Origin of the sequence: Denitromonas iodatirespirans (assembly GCF_018524365.1) — a bacterium.
GTDB lineage: Bacteria > Pseudomonadota > Gammaproteobacteria > Burkholderiales > Rhodocyclaceae > Nitrogeniibacter > Nitrogeniibacter iodatirespirans.
The window spans coordinates 63,116-83,850 of record NZ_JAEKFT010000015.1; the positions used below are offsets into that span (position 1 = coordinate 63,116).

Here is a 20,735-nt window from a genome sequence, read left to right on the forward strand (position 1 = left end):
GCGGTCAAGCGTCCTCGCGGCCGATGAGGCGATAGGTCAGCGCGCCGAGAATCGCGCCGACGATCGGTGCCAGCCAGAACAGCCACAACTGGCCGACCGCCCAGTCGCCGACGAACAGCGCCACGCCGGTGCTGCGCGCCGGGTTCACCGAGGTGTTGGTGACCGGGATGCTGATCAGGTGGATGAGCGTCAGCGCCAGGCCGATGGCAATCGGTGCGAAGCCGGCCGGGGCGCGACGGTCGGTGGCACCGAGGATCACCAGCAGGAAGAACATCGTCATCACCACTTCGGTGAGCAGCGCGGCGGTGAGCGAATAGCCACCGGGCGAGTGCGCGCCGTAGCCGTTCGAGGCGAAGCCGGCCGAGACGTCGAAGCCCGGCGCGCCGCTGGCGATGACATAGAGCACGCCGCCGGCAACGATGGCGCCGGCCACCTGGGCCGCGATGTAGGGCAGCAGCCGGCTGGCCGGGAAGCGGCCGCCGGCCCACAGGCCGATCGATACCGCCGGGTTGAGGTGGCAGCCCGAGATGTGGCCGATGGTAAAGGCCATGGTCAGCACCGTCAGGCCGAAGGCCAGCGCCACGCCATGCAGGCCGATGCCGACCTCGGGAAATGCCGCTGCCAGCACCGCGCTGCCGCAGCCGCCCAGCACCAGCCAGAAGGTCCCCAGGAATTCCGCGCCATAGATTTTCATTGTCGATCTCTCGATAGGATTGGAGCGCGCACTGTATGAGCGGGAGCGGGGGGCGGCAATGCGCATGGCGTTAAATCCTGCGTCATGGCGGTGACGATGTGTGTCGGGGGCGCGTGGCCGTCGGGCTTGCGTCTGCGGGCGGGGTTCGGGCACGATCGGCGCGCGGGCGCGTCGCCCGTTTTTCCGGAGAGCGATGGTGATCAAAGTCAGCGTGATGTACCCCAACACCCCCGGCGCGCGGTTCGACCACGACTACTACCGCGATGTGCACATGCCGCTGGTGAAGGCGCGCATGGGCGATGCCTGCCGCTCCTACACGGTCGACCGCGGTCTGGCCGGCGACGGCCCCGGCACGCCGCCGACCTATGTCGCCATGTGCCACATTTTCTGCGACTCGGTCGAGGCCTTCGAGGCCGGTTTCGGCCCGCATGCCGACGAGATCCTGGCGGACATCCCCAACTACACCGATCTCGCGCCGGTGCTGCAGATCAGCGAGGTGGTCGTCGGCTGAGCGGCCTAGGTGGCGTCGGCCGCGCCGGCCGGCGTGTGGTCGCGCTGCGCGTAATGCTGCGCCAGCGCGGCGCAGACCATCAGCTGGATCTGGTGGAACAGCATCAGCGGCAGGATCAGCGGGCCGACCGCCGCACCGGCGAAGAGGATCTGCGCCATCGGCACGCCGGTGGCCAGGCTCTTTTTCGAGCCGGCGAAGACGATGGTGATGCAGTCCTCGGTGCTGAAGCCCAGGCGCAGCGCCAGCAGCTGGGTGGTCCATAGCACGATGGCCAGCAGCAGGCAGCAGACGAAGGTCAGGCCGACCAGGTCCATCATCGGCACCAGTTGCCACAACCCGCCGGCGACCGCGTCGCTGAAGGCGGAGTACACCACGAGCAGGATCGAGCCCTGATCGACGAACTTCAGCCAGCCGTGATGGCGGCTGACCCAGGCGCCGATCCAGCGGCGGGCGAGTTGGCCGGCCATGAAGGGCACCAGCAGCTGCATCACGATCTTGCCGACCGCGTCGAGGCCCGAGCCGCTGCCGTCGCCGGCGTCCATCAACAGCATCACCAACAGCGGCGTGACGACGATGCCCAGCAGGCTGGAGGCGGCAGCGCTGCAGATGGCGGCCGGCACGTTGCCGCGCGCCATCGAGGTGAAGGCGATGGCCGACTGCACCGTCGCCGGTAGCACCGACAGGTACACAATGCCGCGGTACAGCGCCTCGCCCACCAGCGGCAGCACCAGCGGCTTGAGCGCCAGCGCCAGCAGCGGAAACAGGATGAAGGTGCAGGAGAACACCAGCAGATGCAGGCGCCAGTGGCTGGCGCCGGCGATGACGGCGGCGCGCGACAGGCGGGCGCCATGCAGGAAGAACAGCAGGGCGATGGCGACATGGGTGAGGCCGTCGAACAGCACGGCGCCGCGGCCGGTGGCCGGCAGCAGCGTGGCGGCCGCCACCACGGCGAAGAGCGCAATGGTGAAAGGGTCGAAGAGGCGTCGCAGGTGTTTCATGGGGCGTCCGGGTTGTGCGGGTTTGAAGTGCACGGTAGCGTGATCGGAAATTTCCGGCTAACGCCATAAAGGCATCAGATGTCGCTCAACGGACAAAAACCGCTCCCGGATGCACGCCGGCTGCGCGATCTCAAGGTGTTGCCGCGCCCGCTCTACGGCCATGTCGAATCGCTGCCGAACCGGGTGATCGGCTACCGCCACCGCCATCCCTGGGGGCAGTTCGCCTATGCGGCGGAAGGCGTGCTCGACGTGCTGGCCGACGCGGGGCGCTTCGTTGCGCCGCCACAGCGCGCCGTGTGGATTCCGGCCGGGGTGATGCATCGCGTGGTGTGCAGCGCGCAGACCCAGGTGCGCAGCCTGTACGTGGCGCGCGAGATGCCGGGCTGGGCCGCCGACCGCTGCCGCGTGCTGGTGGTCAGCCCGCTGCTGCGCGAGCTGATCCGGGCCTTCAGCGCGGTGCCCGAGGCCTATGACGAAGCAGGGCCGGATGGCCGGCTGGCGGCGGTGCTGCTCGACCAGATCGCGGCCGCGCCGGAAGTGGCGCTGATGCTGCCGCTGCCGACCGACCCGCGCCTGCGCCCGTTGTGCGCCCGGGTGCAGGCCCGCCCGGAGCGCCACATCACGCTGGCCGACTGGAGCGCGCGGATCGGCGTGTCGGAGAAGACGCTGAGCCGATGCTTTCTGCGCGAAACCGGTCTCACCTTCCGGGTCTGGCGCCAGCGCATGCGCCTGCTCGGCGCGTTGCCGGCGCTGGCGCAGGGCGAGCGCGTCACCGACGTGGCGCTGGCCTGCGGCTACGAATCGCTGTCGGCTTTCATCGCCGCGTTCAAGGCGCTGTTCGATGCTACGCCGGGCGAATTCCTGCAGCGCCACCGGGCCTTGCAGCGCGACGATTGAACCGCCTTAGACCGGTGGCAGCGGTTCGAAAAGGCGTTCGAGATCCACCGGGTCGAACTTGGCGAGTGCGGCGCCGTCGGCATGGATCACGCTTTCGGCCAGTTCGGCCTTGCGCGCCTGTAGGTCGAGAATCTTCTCCTCGATGCTGCCTTCGACCACCAGCTTGTAGACGAACACCGGCTTGTCCTGGCCGATGCGGTGGGCGCGGTCGGTGGCCTGGTTCTCGGCCGCCGGGTTCCACCACGGGTCGTAGTGGATCACGGTGTCGGCGGCGGTCAGGTTGAGGCCCACGCCGCCGGCCTTGAGGCTGATGAGAAACACCGGCACGTCGCCGTTCTGGAAGCGCTCGATGGCCGCTTCGCGTTTGCGGGTCTGGCCGGTGAGCTTCACCCAGCCGATGCCGAGGGCGTCGAGTTCGGCCTCGATCAGCGCGAGCATTTCGGTGAACTGCGAGAAGATCAGGATGCGCCGCCCCTCTTCGACCAGGGCCGGCACCATCTGCATCAACAGGTCGAGCTTGGCGCGCTCGCGCACCTTCTGCGCCGCCGGCGTCTTGAGCAGGCGCGCATCGCAGCACACCTGGCGCAGCTTGAGCAGCGCGTCGAGGATCTGGATGCGGCTGCGCGCCAGACCGCGTTCGGCGATGGCCGCGCGCAGGCGCTTGTCCATCGCCACCCGCACCGTCTCGTACAGATCGCGCTGGCGGCCGGTGAGCTCGACGCCGCGCACCACCACCGTCTTGGGCGGCAGCTCGGTGGCCACCCGGTCCTTGAGCCGGCGCAGCACGAAGGGGGCGAGCCGACGGGCCAGCAGCTCGCGCCGTACGCCGTCGCCATGCTTCTCGATGGGCGTGCGCCAGCGGCGGGTGAAATCGGCGCTGGTGCCCAGGAAGCCGGGCAGCAGGAAGTCGAACTGGCTCCACAGCTCGCCCAGATGGTTTTCCAGCGGCGTGCCGGTCAGGCACAGGCGGTGGCGGCTTTGCAGGCGCCGTACCGCGCGGGCGGCATGGCTGTTGGCGTTCTTCACCGTCTGCGCTTCGTCGAGGATCAGCAGGTGGTAGTCGTGCGCGGCCAGCGTGTCGATGTCGCGCCACAGCAGGGGGTAGGTGGTCAGGCACACGTCATGGTCGGCAATGGCCTCGAACTGTGCCGCGCGGTCCTTGCCGTGGAGCTTGAGCACGCGCAGCGAGGGCGCAAAGCGGGCCGCCTCGCGCTGCCAGTTGAAGACCAGCGAGGTCGGCAGCACGATCAGCGAGGGGCGGTCCATGCGCCCGCTTTCCTTTTCGATGAGCAGGTGCGCCAGGGTCTGGGCCGTTTTGCCCAGGCCCATGTCGTCGGCCAGCACGCCGCCCAGATCGTGCGCGCGCAGGTGTTGCAGCCAGGCCAGCCCCTCGCGCTGATAGGGGCGCAATTGCAGGCCGAGGCCGGCCGGCGGTGCGACCGGGCGCACCTCGTGCATGCCGGCCAGCTTCGCCTGCCAGGCCGCCAGCGGCGCAAAGCCGGCCTGCTGCCAGCCGGTGTCGAGCGCGGCGGCCAGGCGGGGGGCGTCCAGCACGGCCACCCGGCGTGAGCCTTCGGCGTCGGAGTCGAAGAGGTCGATCAGCGTCGTGGCCAAAGGCTTGACGCGGCCGGCCGGCACCACGATGCGCATGCCCTCGGGGGTGTGCAGGTCGATGGCTTCGTCGTCGGGAATCTGCGCCAGTGCCTGCGGATCGCGCCAGCGCGGGTCGTGGTGGAACAGCGTGTGGAGCAGCGGCGCCAGGTCGAGGCGCTGGCCGTCGACCTCGATGCCGAGCGTGAGCGCAAACCAGCCGGCATCGTCTTCTTCCAGATCGGCGAACCAGTCGTCCACCTGGAACACCAGATGGCGAAAGTCCGGCGCGCAGTCGATGTGCCAGCCGGCCGACCGGAGGGCGGGTGCCTGTTCGGCAAAGAAGCGCGTCCAGGCGTCGTCGCTGGCCAGCCCGAGCGCGCGCGGCGGCAGCGGCGAGAAGGCGTGCACCTTGCGCTCCGGCACCGGGGCGAAGCCGGCGGCCTTGAGGGCGGCCATGGCGGCGGCCTCGGCATCCGGCCGGCGGTGCACCCGCACGGCACGGCCGTCCGGCAGAGAGAGCAGGGTGTCGTCGCTGCCGGCAGGCACGATGGCGTCGCCATAGCGGAACTCGGCGCAGGCGAAATCGTAGGTGTCGTTGGTGGTGCGCCGATAGTCGCGATGCGGGTCTATCTGCCAGGCATAGGCCGAGTCGAGGGTCAGCCGCGGCTGCGGCTCGGTGTCGATCGTCGGCAGGGTGGCGGCGCCGCCCGGCGTAGGCAGCTTGGGGGCGTGCTCGGCCAGAGCCGCGGTCACCAGTGGCACCTCGGCGGCATTGAGCGGCGGCAGGCGCATCAGCGCCAGGATCGCGGTTTCATGGGCGCAGCGCACGGGACCGGCTTGCGCCATCGCGCTATCCAGATAGCGCAGCGGGCGAGTGGCCAGCACCGGCGCATCGCCGGGCTCGGCCCGCACCCGCGGCGCCACGCCGAGTTTGCCCGGCTGCCAGTCGACGGCCACGGCGCGGGGTTTGCCGGCCGTGAGTGCTCGCAGGGGATGGTGGCTGTCGGCGGCGACATAGACCCGCTGGGTGTCGAGCAAGGCATCGAGAAGCTCCGCACCCGGCGCATCCTCGAAACGGATGAACCCATATTGGCCGTCGCGCCTGAGCCGGCGCAAGGCGCGAAACACCGCCAGATCGCTCTCGACGACGAAGGACGGTGGCTTGACCAGCGCCTGCTCGTGGTTGTACCAGGGCGTCCCGCGGCTGGCGAAACCGCCGTTGGCGCCGAGGGCGGCCTTGAACGTGGCCAGCTTGTAGAACGCGCCGTCTTCACCGCCGGTCAGTGCATAGAAGATGCCGACCTGGTTCTTCTGCGGCGCACGGCCGCGCCTCGACTCGCGGGCCAGTTCGACGCCCAGCGAGCGCGCCCAGTCCAGCACTTCGCGCCGCGGCTGCTCGCTGACGCAGCCGGGGCGACGGGCGGCGAGCAACAGGGCGGCAGCATGCTTGCAGCGACTGCCGACCGGGCAGGTGCAGGTGGCGGTGATCTCGAGCGAGGGTTCGCCGAAGAGCGCGCGCATGTCGAGGCGCACCGTCGTGCGGTAGGGCTGGCGCTGCGTGCCCTGGATATTGGCCGACAGCGTGTTGCCGGCCACGTCGATCCGCCCGACGCGCGTGACATAGCCGCGCCCGCGGGTGAGGGCGTTGCTGGAGAAGAACTCGGCGAGCGTCTCATCGGTCAACGCGGCGAGCAGGCGGTTGAGATTCATGGCGACGATTCTGTGGTGCGTGTCAGCGCTTGCGCCCGTCGGTGTTTGCCGACCGCGGCGGATTGGTGCCATCCGACAGGGGCAGGGGCCAAGCCTGCCAGATCCGGCGAGGCGAAAATCGTCGATCATACCGAAGTCGACGGGCGACTCGGCGCTTGTGTGGCGGATGATCCAATGCAAACGGGCCGCATGCGCGGCCCGTTTGCATTGGGGAGCGGCGGCTTACACCTTCCGGTACACCTCGGCGCCCTGCTTCACGAACTCCACCGCCTTCACCTCCATGCCCTGCTTGAGCGCGGCCTGCTCGTCGATGCCCTGCTGGGCGGCGTAGTCGCGCACATCCTGGGTGATCTTCATCGAGCAGAAGTGCGGCCCGCACATCGAGCAGAAGTGCGCCACCTTGGCGGACTCTTTCGGCAGCGTCTCGTCATGGAACTCGCGTGCCTTGTCCGGATCGAGGCCGAGGTTGAACTGGTCGGCCCAGCGGAACTCGAAGCGCGCTTTGCTGAGCGCGTTGTCGCGGATCTGCGCGCCCGGGTGGCCCTTCGCGAGATCCGCCGCATGGGCCGCCAGCTTGTAGGTGATGATCCCTTCCTTCACATCGTTCTTGTTCGGCAGGCCGAGGTGTTCTTTCGGGGTCACGTAGCACAGCATCGCCGTGCCGTACCAGCCGATGGTGGCCGCGCCGATGCCGCTGGTGATGTGGTCGTAGCCCGGGGCAATGTCGGTGGTCAGCGGGCCGAGGGTGTAGAAGGGCGCCTCGTGGCACTGCTCCAGTTGCAGATCCATGTTCTCGCGGATCAGGTGCAGCGGCACATGGCCCGGGCCCTCGATCATCACCTGCACATCGTGCTTCCAGGCAATCTGCGTGAGCTCGCCGAGCGTCTTCAATTCGCCCAGCTGGGCTTCGTCGTTGGCGTCATAGATCGAACCGGGGCGCAGGCCATCACCGAGGCTGAAGGCCACGTCATAGGCCTTCATGATTTCGCAGATTTCCTCGAAGTGCGTGTAGAGGAAGCTCTCCTTGTGATGCGCCAGACACCACTTGGCCATGATCGAACCGCCGCGCGAGACGATGCCGGTCATGCGGTTGGCCGTGAGCGGCACATAGCGCAAGAGCACCCCGGCGTGGATCGTGAAGTAATCGACGCCTTGCTCGGCCTGCTCGATCAGCGTGTCGCGGAAGATCTCCCAGGTCAGATCCTCGGCCTTGCCGTCGACCTTCTCCAGCGCCTGGTAGATCGGTACCGTGCCGATCGGCACCGGCGAATTGCGGATGATCCACTCGCGGGTTTCGTGGATGTTCTTGCCGGTGGACAGATCCATCACCGTGTCGCCGCCCCAGCGGATCGACCAGGTCATCTTGTCGACTTCCTCGTTGATGGACGAGCCCAGCGCCGAGTTGCCGATGTTGGCGTTGATCTTCACCAGGAAGTTGCGGCCGATGATCATCGGCTCGGACTCGGGGTGGTTGATGTTGTTGGGGATGATGGCGCGCCCGCGGGCCACTTCGTCACGCACGAACTCGGGCGTGATCGTCTCGGGGATGGCGGCCCCAAAGCTCTGGCCCGGATGCTGGCGGGTGAGCAGCGCCGCCATCTTGGCGCCCGTGGGGCCCGAATTCTTCAGCGACTCGACATAGGCGGCGCGGTTCATGTTTTCGCGGATCGCGATGTACTCCATCTCCGGTGTGATGATGCCGCGCCGGGCGTAGTGCATCTGCGTCACGTTGGCGCCGGCCTTGGCGCGGCGCGGCTTGCGGTGCAGGCCGGGGAAGCGCAGCTCGTCGAGCTTGGGGTCGGCGGCGCGCTGGCGGCCGAATTCGGAGGACAGATCCGGCAACACCTCGGTGTCGCCACGCTCCTCGATCCATGCGGCGCGCAGCGCCGGCAGGCCGGAGCGGATGTCGATCTTCGCTGCCGGGTCGGAGTAGGGGCCCGAACAGTCGTACACATAGATCGGCGGGTTCGGCTCAGCCGGCGCATCGGACGCGGTGCCGGGGGCGGCGAACATCAGCGGGGTGTCGTCCTGCGAGATCTCGCGCATCGGCACGCGGATGTCGGGGCGCGAGCCCTGGATATAGACCTTGCGTGAATTGGGCAGCGGGGCGATGGCCGCTTCGTCCACATGGGCGCTGGCGGCGAGGAATTTTTCGGTGGCGTTCATGCATGCTCCTTGTTGGCGGATTCCGGGTAACAAGGAGCGAATGGCCGCGCTTCCCTGCGTTGGCATTACCCGAACAGGTTCAAAGGGTTTTTCTCAGCCGGCCCAAGACGATGTCGGGCCAGGCACCCCTAGCAGGGCGATACGTTACGCCGGGAGTGGCCGACTGTAAACCGGCCGCCCTTTCCCTGGGCGCTCATCACTGGCATGGTGTCGACGAAAGTGTTGCTGGGGCGAGGAGGCGCATGCGGCTGAACAATGCGGTGCAGTTGATCGTGTATCCCGACCGGATCGGCGCAGATCTGACCGATCTGGCGCGGTTTCTGGACGGGCCGGTGGGCGCGGCGATCGGCGGCCTGCATCTGCTGCCGCCGTTTCCGTCGAATGCAGACGGCGGTTTCTCGCCGCTGACGCATCGGGAGATCGATCCGGCGGTGGGCACCTGGGGCGATGTCGAAGCGCTGGCGGCGAGGTTCGATCTGTGCCTCGACCTGGTGCTCAACCATCTGTCCGACCACTCGCCCGAGTTCCGGGATTTCGTGCGCCATGGCGCGGCGTCGAAGCATGCGCCGCTGTTCATCGATGTCGATACGATGGACGAGATCACCCCCGACGATCTGGCGAAGATCCATATCCGCAAGGAGAAGGAGCCGTTTCGTGCCGTGGTGCTGGCCGACGGGCGCGAAAAGCGCGTGTGGTGCACCTTCAGCGCCCACCAGATCGACCTGGATTACCGCTCGCCCGAAACCTTTGCGCTGATGGAGGAGAACCTGCGCGAGATGACTGCGCATGGCGTCAAGCTGTTCCGGCTCGATGCCTTCGGCTACACCACCAAGCAGATCGGCACCAGCTGCTTTCTGGTCGAGCCGCAGGTGTGGCACATCCTCGACTGGTTTCGCGACACGGCGGCCCGCTACCACGCCGAGGTGCTGCCCGAGGTGCACGACCACCCGAGCTGGCAGTACGCCATCTCCGCGCGCGGGATGTGGAGCTACGCCTTCGCCCTGCCGCCGCTGGTGCTGTATGCGCTGCTCGACGCCAACAGCGTCTATCTCAAGGCGTGGCTGCGCATGTGCCCGCACCGGCAGGTCACCGTGCTCGACACCCATGACGGCATCTGCATCCCCGATGTGGAAGACATCCTCCCCAAGGCGGCCATCGAGGGCTTGCTGGAAAACGTGTCGGCCCGCAGCGCCGACCCGATCATGCGCGGCTCGGCGGCCAATGTGCACAGCGTGGGCGCCATCTACCAGCTCACCTGCACCTTCTACGACGCGCTCAAGCGCGACGACGACGCCTACATCGCGGCGCGGGCGATCCAGTTCTTCGCCCCCGGCATCCCGCAGGTGTACTACGTGGGGCTGCTGGCCGGGCAGAACGACACGGCGCTGATGGAGGCGACCGGCGAGCTGCGCGACATCAACCGCCACCGGTATTCGCTGGCGGAGGCCGAGGCGGCGCTCAAGCAGCCGGTGGTGGAGCGCCTGCTCGCGCTGATGCAGCTGCGCTCCACCCATCCGGCCTTCGGCGGCGAGTTCGTGCTGGAGTATTCGAACGAAACCAGCGTGGCGATGGGCTGGCGCGCCGGCGATCAGGTGTGCAAGGCGCTGATTGATCTGCGCTTTCGCACCACCACCATCACCTGCACCGACCCGGCCGGCGGCGAGCGCACCTGGCGCGCCTGATCAGCGCCACAGCGCGTGGAAGTGGTGCACCGGGCCGTGGCCCTTGCCGACCGCCAGCTGGCCCGAGGCGGCAATCGCACCGAGCAGGTATTGGCGCGCATCGCGCACCGCCGCCTCGACCGGACGGAGTTGGCCAGCACGCTGCGGCAGTAGGGCGGCGATGGCCGATGAGAGCGTGCAGCCGGTGCCGTGGGTGTTTTTGGTGTCCAGGCGCCGGGCCGGCAGCTCGACCATGCGGTCGCCGTTGAACAGCAGATCAATCAGCTCGCTACCCGGCAGGTGCCCGCCCTTGAGCAGCACCCAGCGCTCGCCGCTGTGCGGCAGCAGTTCGCGCAGGCGCTCGGCGGCGCGATACATCTCCTTGAGCGATTCGGGCGCGCGGCCGTCGAGCAGCACACCGGCTTCGGGCAGGTTGGGGGTCAGCATGAACACCTGCGGCAGCAGCGCCTCCTTGAGCATGGCCACCGCCTCGCGCGCCAGCAGGTGGTCGCCGCTCTTGGCCACCATCACCGGGTCGAGCACCACGTTGGCCGGTCGGTAGCGGGCCAGGCCCTCGGCCACCGTGCGCACGATGCCGGCGGTGCCGAGCATGCCGATCTTGACCGCATGGATGGTCACATCGTCGAACAGGGTGTCGATCTGCAGCTTGAGGAAGTCGGTCGGCGGCGTGTGGATGCCGGTGACGGCGGTGGTGTTCTGCGCGGTGAGCGCGGCCACCACGCCGCAGCCGTAGGCGCCCAGCGCCGAGAAGGTCTTCAGGTCGGCGAACACGCCGGCGCCGCCCGAGGGGTCGATGCCGGCGATGGTCAGTACGTTGGGAATGCTCGATGTCATGCGGGGTCTCGGTCTCTCAAGGAAACGCCGGGCCGTCCCAAGTTTCCTTGACCCCCTCGGGGGGCGGGCTGGGCGAAGCCCGGCCCTGGGGGCGCTCAGCGTTCAAGAATCCGGCGAGGGTGCCGAAAACCGGATTATCCCCTTTCTGCAAGGGCGTGTTGTTCGGAGAGCTGGTCATGAAGCGTCGCATCCTGTTTACCGTGATGGCCCTGGCGGTCGCCCTGCCGGCGGTAGCTGCCGACTGGACGATGATCGTCAAGGACCGGACGCGGCGGATCGAGATCGATCGCGACAGCGTGCTGCAGTCCGACCCCGGCACCAAGGTGGCCTGGGGGCGCATCGTGCTGTCCGCCGAGGATGCCGAAGAGGCCGGCTACGCCACCGTCAAGGCGCTCAACCGCTACGACTGCAAGCACCGCAACTTCTCGACCGTCAAGCGCGTGTACCTGGATGCCGACAACCGCGTGATCCGCGAGGAGCGCGTGGCCGAGGAGCGCATCATCGAGGTCAACCCGCGCAGCGTGGACGAAGGCCTGTGGCGCGAAGTATGCAAACCACCCGCGGCCATGGACGTAGCGGCCCTGGCCGAGGCCGCCAGCGCCGCCGCGGCGGCACAAAAGGACAAGGACAAGAGCGAGGCCAAGGTCCGCCATGCCGACCAGCGCACCGCGCCGGCCGACCGCGCGACGGCAACGCCGGTGGCCGATACCGAGGCGGTGCGGCACCCCACGGCCCTGCCGGCCGACCAGGTGGAAGTGCGCACGCTCGACAAGGGCCAGTCGCTGGTGCCGCCGATCCCGCGTCTGGGCCCTGCAGGACAGCCGGCGCCGGCCGCCCCGGTGGTCGAGGCGCCTGCGCCGACGCCGGTCGTGCCGGAGCGCGTCCAGGCCAAAGCGCCCCCGTCCGCGCCGGCCGTCGTGACGGCACCGGTGACGCGCCCGGCGCCGCCGGTGGTTCGCAAGGCAACCCGCGCGCCGCGGCCCAAGCCGGTGCTCGCCAAGGTCACCCGGCACGAGGACACGCACGAACCGACCTCGGTCGAGGTGCACAAGTCGATCCACTGGGACTACGAAGGCCCCAACGGCCCGGCACGCTGGGGTCAGCTCAACCCCGCCTGGAAGACCTGTGACAGCGGCAAGCGCCAGTCGCCGATCGACATCCGCGACGGCATCCGGGTCGACCTGGAGCCGATCAAGTTCGACTACGTGCCCACGTACTTCCGCATCCTCAACAATGGTCACACCGTGCAGGTGAGTGTCGGGCCGGGCAACACCATGTCGGTGATGGGGCGCACCTTCGACCTGGTGCAGTTCCACTTCCACCGCCCCTCCGAAGAGCGCATCAACGGCCGCGGCTTCGACATGGTGGCGCACCTGGTGCACAAGGATCTCGACGGCCGGCTGGCCGTGGTGGCCGTGCTCATCGAGCGCGGCGACGCCCATCCGACGGTGCAGACGCTGTGGAACAACCTGCCGCTGGAGCAGCATCACGACTACGCGCCGGCGGTGCCGATCAATGTCGCCGAACTCCTGCCGCAAGCGCCCGAGTACTACACCTACATGGGCTCGCTCACCACGCCGCCGTGCTCGGAGGACGTGTTGTGGATGGTGATGAAACAGCCGATCAAGCTGTCAGCCGAACAGATCGCCATCTTCCAGCGCCTCTACCCGATGAACGCCCGGCCGGTGCAGCCGGACAACGAGCGGCTGATCAAGGCATCGCGGTAGGGGGGGCGGTTTCGGCACCGGGGGGCCGGTCTTTGGTGCCTCCGGCGGAGGGGCGTTGGCCGGGTCTCGCCCCGGCGGGCGACTTACTTTCTTGCTCGTGCAAGAAAGGTAAGCAAAGAAGCACGCCCCACTGTCGTGGCCCTGCGGGCTTCCCTCCCTCCGCAAGCACGGGGCGGGCAGCTTCGCAAACTCGCCCTTCGGGCTCAAACAGCGAAGCCGCTTTTTCCGCCCCGCACTTGCTGCGCTCGGCACGACAGAGGGGGAGTGGGGAGCCCGTAGGCAACGACGGCACAGACTCTCGTAGGGCGGGTTTTAACCCGCCAATGGTCAGCGAACGAATACCGATGGCGGGTTTAAACCCGCCCTACGACGCACCGCCCGAGCGGACGATGGCGAAGCCGAGTCCGCGTGCCCTCCCCCTTCTGTGCCGCCGAACGGAGCCGGGGGACGGCGGGAATTGTCGTGTCGCTGTTTGAGCCCGAAGGGCGAGTTTGCGACACGACCCGCCGGCGCCGGGCGTAGAGAGGGCACCGGCGAAGCCGGCGGCACAGTCGGGGGCGTTTTCTTGATTACTTCTTTGTCGCGACAAAGAAGTAAGTCGCCCGCCGGGGCGAAACCCGGCCAACGACCCTTTCAGCCATCGACCCAAGCCCCGATCCGATCAACGATCCGGCGCAGGCGGCCGGGTAAATCGCCCCTACATCGCCGCAAGCTGCTCCGCCAGGAAATGCTCTAGCCGCGGATCGTCCGAAAACGCCACGTTGAAGCGCAGCCAAGGGCTGGCCTGCATCTGAGGGCGGAACACCTTGCCCGGCGCCAGCATGATGCCCGACTGGGACGCGCGGGTGGCCAGCGGGGCGGTGTCTTCGAGGCCGGGGGCGCGGGCCCAGACGAAGATGCCACCGCGCGGTTCGTGGAAGACCGTCATGTCGAGCCGTTCGAGCATGCGCAAGGCGCGGGTGGTGGCTTGCTGGATGCGGCCGTGCAGGCGTTCGACGTATTTGCGGTAGTGGCCGTCGGTGAGCATCTGGTAGACCAGCTGCTCGTTGAACTCCGAACTGCTTACCCCGGTGAGCGTTTTCACATCGGTGAATTCGGCCACCAAGTCCGGCCGGGCGGCGATGAAGCCGACGCGCAGGCTACCGGACAGCGTCTTGCTGAAGCTACCGACATAGATCACGCGGTCGAGCTGGTCGAGATTGGCCAGGCGCGTGGTGGCGCGCGGGTGCAGGTCGGCGTAGGTGTCGTCCTCGATCACCAGGAAGTCGTGCTTGGCGGCCAGTTGCAGCAGGCGGAAGGCCTTGGGCGGTGACAGGTTGGCGCCGGTCGGGTTGTGCAACACCGAGTGGGTGAAGAACACGCGCGGTTTGTGGTCGGCCAGCAGGGCTTCGAGCGCCTCGGTGTCCGGGCCGTCGGCATTGCGCGGCACGCCGACCAGTTTGGCGCCGAGCAGGCGCAGGTTGCCGAAGAAGTTGAAGTAGCCGGGGTCGTCGACGAACACCGTGTCGCCGGGTTTGATCAGGCGCCGCGCGGCGATGTCGAGGGCCTGTGTGGCGCCGTGAGTGAGCACGATCTGCTCGGGCGGTGCGCCGATGCCGAACTCGGCCAGCCGGACTTGCAGCTGCTGGCGTAGCGGCAGATAGCCCTGCGGCGTGCCGTAGCTGGTGACGCGGGCGTCGGCCCGGCGGCCTAGGGCGCGCAGGTGGCGGCGCAGGCCGTCCTGGTCGAGCCAAAGCGTCGGCAGCCAGCCGGCGCTGGCCTTGAGCATGCCGGGGGCGTCGTCGAGCGCCTGGCGCATCAGCCAGGCCACGTCCACCGCCCGGTCGGCCACCACCGGGCGCTTTTCGCTCGGGGCCACGGCGCGCGGGGCGATGTAGAAGCCGGAGCCGCGGCGCGAGTGCAGGTAGCCCATGGCGACCAGCCGATCGTAGGCTTCGACCACGGTAAAGCGGCTGACCTGCTGCATCTGGGCCAGGCGGCGGATCGGCGGCAGGCGCATGCCGGGGCGCAGGATGCGGTCGTCCACCTGATGGCGGATGGCCTCGACGATCTGCTCCACCAACGGGGTCGATTGGCCGGGGTCGATACTGAGTTGAAGCATCTTGGCTCTCCTGGGGTGCCGGAATGCGTTTGTCGTGCGCCGCATCCTCTTGTGTTCGGCAGGTGTGCAGAAAGTATTGTCCAATTGTTCGGAATTGTCATGTCCTGCGTGCGGGGTCTGCGGCTCGGGTAGGACGAGCGGTCTTGCGCGTTGGCGGAGCTTCCTTTCCTGGGCGCACCGAAGCGCCGAAGGATCGACCCCAAGCCCCAAGCCCCAAGCCCCTCGAACCCGCGACAGCACGACAGCACGACAGCACGGACCAGCACGGACCAGCACGGACCAGCACGGACCAGCACGGACCAGCACGGACCAGCACGGACCAGCACGGACCAGCACGGACCAGCACGCGGGACGTGGGACGTGGGACGTGGGACGTGGGACGTGGGACGTGGGACGTGGGACGTGGGACGTGGGACGTGGGACGTGGGACGCGGCAGGTAGGCGCCTGCCGTCAGTCGATGCCCGCTTGCAATGCTGTTTCCATTTTGGTAAATAACTGACCGGTCAGTTATTAATCGAGTGCGAGATGGACGCCCTGCTCGTCTGTCTGCGCGCTGCGATGGCTGTGCGGGTGTCTGGGTTGGGGCGTGTGTGTCTGCGGAGGAAAGGTGTGGGTTCTTGTCTGGCGAACCCGGTGTTTTACGCCAAGGTCGCGCGCTTGCTCGGTATCGGGGTGCGCTCGGTGTGGCCAACGCTGCGCTTCATGCGCCAGTGCTGGTGCGAGACCAGCGAGCTGCCGGACGATGCCGCGCTGGCCGGAACGCGACGGCTGATCGGGTTGGGATTGATGCTGGCGGCGGTCTTGCCGGTGCTGGTGGTTTTGATGGTATGGGGGATCGGGGCTTGACCGACAAGGCAACACACAAAACACCGGTGCGGCGGCGCAAAGAAGCGCGTCCGCAGGAGCTCACCGCGGCGGCCCTGGCGCTGTTCGTCGAGAAGGGCTTCGCGGCGACACGGCTGGACGAGGTCGCGGCGCGCGCCGGTGTCTCGAAAGGCACGCTGTACCTGTACTTCGACAGCAAGGAGGCCTTGTTCCTGGCGGTGATCCGCGAGGGCATCGTGCCGGTCATCGAAGAGGGCCGCAAGCTGCTGGCAGCGCATGCCGACGACCCGGAGCGCATGCTGCGCGAATACCTGTTCGGTTGGTGGGCGATGATCGGCAACACCGAACTCGGTGGTGTGCCCAAGTTGATGACCTCGGAGGCACAGAATTTCCCCGAGGTGGCGCAGTACTACGTGCGCGAGGTGATCCAGCCGGGCAAGGCGATGATGCGCGAGATCCTCGATCGCGGCGTGGCCAAGGGCGTGTTCCGCGAACTGGACACCGAGATGGTGACCCACATCCTGATGGCGCCGCTGCTGCATCTGGCCTTGTGGCGGCATTCATTTGCGGCCTGCTGCCAGGTGCCGGACATGGACCCACAGAGTTATCTTGAGAGTTTCTTTGATCTGGTGCTCAAGGGCCTGGCGGCCGCACCGGAAGGAGGCAAGTGATGTTGCGTGCTGTGGTGATTTCATTGTCGGCGCTGGGCGTGCTGGCCGGCTGCTCGGCGCCCGAGTCCGAGGCGCCGCCGCCGGCCACCGTGCTGGTGCAGACGGTGACGCAGGATGGCGCCGAGGCAGGCAGGTACTTTACCGGCGAGATCGTGCCGCGACATGCCTCCGAGCTCGGCTTCCGAGTCGGCGGCAAGTTGGTGGCGCGTGCGGTCGATGTGGGCAGCGTGGTGCATCGTGGCGACGTGCTGGCGCGTCTCGACGGTGAGGACATGCGCCTGGGGGCCAATGCGGCGCAGGCCCAGCTGGCGGCGGCCCGGGCCGAGTTGTCGCTGGCCCAGGCGGAGCTTGAACGGGTGCAGACCCTGCGCGCCCAGAACTTCGTCAGCGAGTCGGCCGTCGATGTCCGGCGCACCTCCCGCGATGCGGCAGCGGCGCGGTTCAAGCAGGCCACAGCGCAGGCGGCGCTGGCTGGCAACCAGAGCGACTACACCACGCTGGTGGCCACGGCCGACGGTGTGATCACCCAGGTGAGCGCAGATGCGGGTCAGGTGGTGGCGGCCGGTCAGCCGGTGGTGACGCTGGCCCACGATGGCGCGCGCGAGGTGAAGATTGCCGTGCCCGAAGGCCATGTCGCCCGCATGCCGGTCGGCACGCCGGCGCGGGTGCGGCTGTGGTCCGACACCACGACGGTCTTGCCGGCCACGGTGCGCGAGGTGTCGCCGGCGGCCGACCCGCAGACGCGCACCTATGCGGTCAAGGTGCAGGTCGAGGCCGAGGCGGCCCGCCTGCCGCTGGGGGCGACGGCCACCGTGGCGCTGGCCGGGGGCGAGGCGCCGGGCGTGATCCTGCCGCTGCGTGCGGTGGGCGAGCAGGACGGGCAGCCGGTGGTGTGGGTCTTCGACCCGGCCACCGAATCGGTGGTGCCGACCCCCGTGACGGTGAGCCGCTACTCCGAGCGCGGTGCGCATGTGGCTGGCGGCGTGGCCGACGGTGCGCAGGTGGTGGTGGCCGGCATTCATCTGCTGCGCCCCGGTCAGACGGTCCGCGCCAAGCCGGCGTCGGCCGCCGTTACGCTGGATGCCAAGCGATGAGGCACTTCAATCTCTCCGAATGGGGCCTGCGCCATCAGACGATGGTGCTGTATTTCATGCTGGTGCTGACGTTGATCGGCATGCTCGCCTACAAGGGCCTGGGCCAGTCCGAGGACCCGCCCTTCACCTTCAAGGTGATGGTGGTGCGCGCCGAATGGCCGGGCGCCACGGCGGCCGAAGTGGCCGAGCAGGTGACCGACCGGCTGGAAAAGAAACTGCAGGAAGTGGCCCAGGTGCATTTCATCCGCAGCTACTCGAAGCCGGGTGAGGCGCTGATCTTCTTCTCCGCCAAGGATTCGACGCCGCCGAGCGAGATGGACGGCATCTGGTACCAGGTGCGCAAGAAGATCGGCGACATCCGCCACACCTTGCCGGCCGGCGTGATCGGGCCGAGCTTCAATGACGAGTTCGGCGACACCTTCGGCAATATCTTCGCCCTGCACGGCGACGGGCTGGACTATGCCGAGCTCAAGCGCTATGCCGAGGCGGTGCGCGCCGAGCTGCTGCAGGTGCCGGACGTGGCCAAGGTGAGCTTCATCGGCGAGCAATCCCAGCGGGTGTTCATCGAGTTGTCGAACACCAAGCTGGCCACCTTCGGCCTCAGCCTGAACGATGTGACCGGTGCGCTGGCGCAGCAGAACGCCATGACCAGCGCGGGCTTTTTCGAGACTGACGAGGAGCGCATCTACCTGCGGCCGGACGGCGACTTCGCCGACATGGACGCGATCCGCGACACGGTGATCCGCGCCGGTGGGCGCAGCTTCCGCCTTGGCGACGTGGCCGAGGTGCGCCGCGGCTTCGAGGATCCGCCGGGCGACCGCATGCGTTTCATGGGCCAGCAGGCCTTCGGCATCGGGGTGTCGATGCGCGCGGGCGGCGACATCATCGCGCTGGGCCGGCATCTGGACGAAGCGGTGGTGCGCATCGAGGCGCAGCTGCCGGTGGGCGTGGAGCTGGCCCGCGTGGCCGACCAGCCGCGCGCGGTGCAGCGCTCGGTCAATGAGTTCGTCAAGGCACTGGCCGAGGCGGTGATCATCGTGCTGGTGGTCAGCCTGCTCAGCCTCGGGCTGCGAACCGGCATCGTGGTGGTGGTGACCATCCCGGTGGTGCTGGCGATTACCTTTTTGTGCATGCGCGAGTTCGGTATCGGCCTGCACAAGATCTCGCTCGGCGCGCTGATCTTGTCGCTCGGCCTGCTGGTGGACGACGCCATCATCGCGGTCGAGATGATGGCCACCAAGATGGAGCAGGGCTGGGACCGGGTGCGTGCGGCCAGCTTCGCCTATACCTCGACCGCCAAGCCGATGCTGTCGGGCACGCTGGTGACGGCAGCCGGCTTTTTGCCGATCGCCACCGCGGCCTCGAGCACCGGCGAGTACACCCGCTCGATCTTCCAGGTGACGGTGATTGCCTTGCTCATCTCCTGGGTGGCGGCGGTGGTCTTTGTGCCCTACCTGGGCTTTCATTTGCTGCCCGACTTCTCGAAAAAGAAGCAGGCGGCCGGGCCGGGGCGCTTGGCCCGCCTGGCAGGGCGGTTGTCGCCCACGCTCGGCCGCAAGCTGGCGGCGCGCGCCGCGGCGGTGCCCGAGCACCATGACGAGTACGCCATCTACCACACTGCCTTCTACACTCGCTTTCGCGCCGTGGTGACGACCTGCGTGCGCCACCGCTGGTGGGTGATCATCGCCACGCTGGCGATTTTTGCCGGCTCGATCGGCGTGTTCCGCCATGTGCCGCAGCAGTTCTTCCCCGATTCCACCCGGCCCGAGCTGCTGGTGGACCTGGAGCTGCGCGAGGGCGTCTCGCATGCGGCGACCGACGAGGCGGTGCAGGCGATCGAGGCCTTGCTGAAGGACGCGCCCGGCATCGAGAACTACGTGGCCTACCTGGGCGCCGGCAGCCCGCGCTTCTACCTGCCGCTGGACCAGAAGCTGAGCCAGACCAATTTTGCGCAGTTCGTCATCCTGACCACCGGGCCGGAGGCGCGCGAGGCCTTGCGCAGCCGCCTCATCGAGCACTTTGTCAACGATGCCTCGGGCGTGCTGGGTGTGGTCAAGCGCCTGGAGAACGGCCCGCCGGTGGGCTACCCGGTGCAGTACCGGGTCAGCGGCCCGGAGGTTGACACGTTGCGCCGCATCAGCCACCAGGTGGCCGACCGGATGCGCGCGCATGAGGCCTTGTCGAATGTGCATCTGGACTGGGAGGCGCCGTCGAAGATCGTGCGCCTGCGCATCGACCAGGAGAAGGCGCGCCTGCTCGGCCTGTCGTCGGCGCAGATCGCCGCCTTCCTCGACACCTCGCTGCATGGCATGGCGGTGACGCAGTTCCGCGAAGGCACCGAGACCATCCAGGTGCGCCTGCGCGGCGCCACGGCCGAGCGCACGCATCTGTCGCTGCTGCCGGATCTGGCCATCCCGGTGGCCGGCGGCCGCTCGGTGCCGCTGGCGCAGGTGGTGACGCCGGAATACGGCTTCGAGGACGGCGTGATCTGGCGACGCGACCGGGTGCCGACGGTGACCGTGCTGTCCACGCTGTATGGGCATCTGCAGCCGGCCCAGGTGGTGGCGGCGCTGGCGCCGGCCATTGCCGACATCCAGGCAACGCTGCCGCTCGGCTACCGCATCGCCGTCGGCGGCGCCGTCGAGGAGAGCGCCAAGGGCGGCTCGTCGGTGGCGGCCGGCATGCCCTTGTTCCTGGTGGTGGTGATCACCGTGCTGATGGTCCAGCTGCAGAGCTTCTCGCGCGTGGCCATGGTGCTGCTCACCGCGCCGCTGGGGCTGATCGGCGTGACCGCTTCCTTGCTGCTGTTCAACAAACCTTTCGGCTTCGTGGCCATGCTCGGCACCATCGCGCTGTCGGGCATGATCATGCGCAACTCGGTGATCCTGGTCGACCAGATCCGCCAGGATGTGGAGGAGGGGCGCACGCCATGGGAGGCGATCATCGAATCCACGGTGCGCCGCTTCCGGCCGATCATGCTGACCGCTGCGGCCGCCATCTTGGCCATGATCCCGCTCACCCGCAGCGCCTTTTTCGGCCCGATGGCGGTGGCCATCATGGGCGGCCTGACGGTGGCCACGGTGTTGACGCTGATCTTTTTGCCGGCGCTGTATGCCGCGTGGTACCGAGTCAAACCCGATGCGGTGGCATGAGGCGGCCCCGAGCCAAGGCCGCGCGGCGGTGCAGCAACTACGTTAAAATGCGAGCGTTTGCGCCTATCTTATAAATTAG

14 protein-coding genes and 1 riboswitch are annotated in these 20,735 nt (G+C 68.1%); of the genes, 8 read left to right on the forward strand and 6 right to left on the reverse strand.

From position 1 onward, the window contains the following. Positions 1-4: 4 nt before the first annotated feature. Positions 5-694, reverse strand: a complete 690-nt coding sequence (aqpZ, locus tag I8J34_RS14020; RefSeq protein WP_214362238.1) for an aquaporin Z — start codon at positions 692-694, stop codon at positions 5-7. 193 nt (positions 695-887) lie between these two features. Here aqpZ and I8J34_RS14025 point away from each other — a divergent pair, with 193 nt between their 5' ends. Then, positions 888-1,205: an EthD family reductase gene (locus I8J34_RS14025; RefSeq protein WP_230411835.1), complete on the forward strand. Its 318-nt coding sequence runs from the start codon at positions 888-890 to the stop codon at positions 1,203-1,205. Between the two features lie 5 nt (positions 1,206-1,210). On the opposite strand, the gene I8J34_RS14030 is transcribed toward I8J34_RS14025, so the two are convergent. Beyond that, positions 1,211-2,203 (reverse strand): bile acid:sodium symporter family protein, encoded by a 993-nt coding sequence (locus I8J34_RS14030; RefSeq protein WP_214362239.1) that lies wholly within the window; start codon positions 2,201-2,203, stop codon positions 1,211-1,213. Positions 2,204-2,281: 78 nt separating this feature from the next. Here I8J34_RS14030 and I8J34_RS14035 point away from each other — a divergent pair, with 78 nt between their 5' ends. Then, on the forward strand, positions 2,282-3,100 hold the full coding sequence (locus I8J34_RS14035) for an AraC family transcriptional regulator (protein ID WP_214362240.1): 819 nt from the start codon (positions 2,282-2,284) through the stop codon (positions 3,098-3,100). Between the two features lie 6 nt (positions 3,101-3,106). Here the strand turns inward: I8J34_RS14035 and I8J34_RS14040 are convergent, their stop codons facing one another. Both I8J34_RS14040 and thiC read right to left on the reverse strand, forming a co-directional pair. Then, on the reverse strand, positions 3,107-6,403 hold the full coding sequence (locus I8J34_RS14040) for a DEAD/DEAH box helicase (RefSeq protein ID WP_214362241.1): 3,297 nt from the start codon (positions 6,401-6,403) through the stop codon (positions 3,107-3,109). Between the two features lie 222 nt (positions 6,404-6,625). Beyond that, positions 6,626-8,569, reverse strand: a complete 1,944-nt coding sequence (gene thiC, locus I8J34_RS14045) for a phosphomethylpyrimidine synthase ThiC (protein WP_214362242.1) — start codon at positions 8,567-8,569, stop codon at positions 6,626-6,628. Positions 8,570-8,603: 34 nt separating this feature from the next. After that, a riboswitch (TPP riboswitch) is annotated at positions 8,604-8,709 on the reverse strand. A 102-nt stretch (positions 8,710-8,811) separates the two neighbouring features. Between thiC and gtfA the strand changes: the two genes are divergently transcribed. Further along, positions 8,812-10,251: a sucrose phosphorylase gene (gene gtfA / locus I8J34_RS14050; RefSeq protein ID WP_214362243.1), complete on the forward strand. Its 1,440-nt coding sequence runs from the start codon at positions 8,812-8,814 to the stop codon at positions 10,249-10,251. Here the strand turns inward: gtfA and thiD are convergent, their stop codons facing one another. Beyond that, a complete protein-coding gene (gene thiD / locus I8J34_RS14055; RefSeq protein ID WP_214362244.1) occupies positions 10,252-11,085 on the reverse strand; it encodes a bifunctional hydroxymethylpyrimidine kinase/phosphomethylpyrimidine kinase in 834 nt (277 codons plus the stop codon). Positions 11,086-11,261: 176 nt separating this feature from the next. Here thiD and I8J34_RS14060 point away from each other — a divergent pair, with 176 nt between their 5' ends. Next, positions 11,262-12,812 carry a carbonic anhydrase family protein gene (locus I8J34_RS14060; protein WP_230411836.1) on the forward strand — a complete coding sequence of 517 codons (1,551 nt, stop codon included), beginning with the start codon at positions 11,262-11,264 and terminating at the stop codon, positions 12,810-12,812. 697 nt (positions 12,813-13,509) lie between these two features. On the opposite strand, the gene I8J34_RS14065 is transcribed toward I8J34_RS14060, so the two are convergent. Beyond that, positions 13,510-14,913: an aminotransferase-like domain-containing protein gene (locus I8J34_RS14065; RefSeq protein ID WP_214362245.1), complete on the reverse strand. Its 1,404-nt coding sequence runs from the start codon at positions 14,911-14,913 to the stop codon at positions 13,510-13,512. A 526-nt stretch (positions 14,914-15,439) separates the two neighbouring features. Between I8J34_RS14065 and I8J34_RS14070 the strand changes: the two genes are divergently transcribed. From I8J34_RS14070 to I8J34_RS14085, 4 genes are read left to right on the forward strand one after another with little or no spacing between them, the layout of a single operon-like run. Continuing rightward, on the forward strand, positions 15,440-15,760 hold the full coding sequence (locus I8J34_RS14070; RefSeq protein ID WP_214362246.1) for a DUF2214 family protein: 321 nt from the start codon (positions 15,440-15,442) through the stop codon (positions 15,758-15,760). Beyond that, a complete protein-coding gene (locus I8J34_RS14075; RefSeq protein WP_230411837.1) occupies positions 15,757-16,410 on the forward strand; it encodes a TetR/AcrR family transcriptional regulator in 654 nt (217 codons plus the stop codon). Before I8J34_RS14070 ends, I8J34_RS14075 begins: the two co-directional genes overlap by 4 nt. Then, complete coding sequence (locus tag I8J34_RS14080; protein WP_230411838.1) at positions 16,410-17,504, forward strand: efflux RND transporter periplasmic adaptor subunit; 1,095 nt, start codon at positions 16,410-16,412, stop codon at positions 17,502-17,504. Before I8J34_RS14075 ends, I8J34_RS14080 begins: the two co-directional genes overlap by 1 nt. Next, positions 17,501-20,656 carry an efflux RND transporter permease subunit gene (locus tag I8J34_RS14085; protein ID WP_214362249.1) on the forward strand — a complete coding sequence of 1,052 codons (3,156 nt, stop codon included), beginning with the start codon at positions 17,501-17,503 and terminating at the stop codon, positions 20,654-20,656. Before I8J34_RS14080 ends, I8J34_RS14085 begins: the two co-directional genes overlap by 4 nt. The last annotated feature ends 79 nt before the right edge of the window (positions 20,657-20,735 follow it).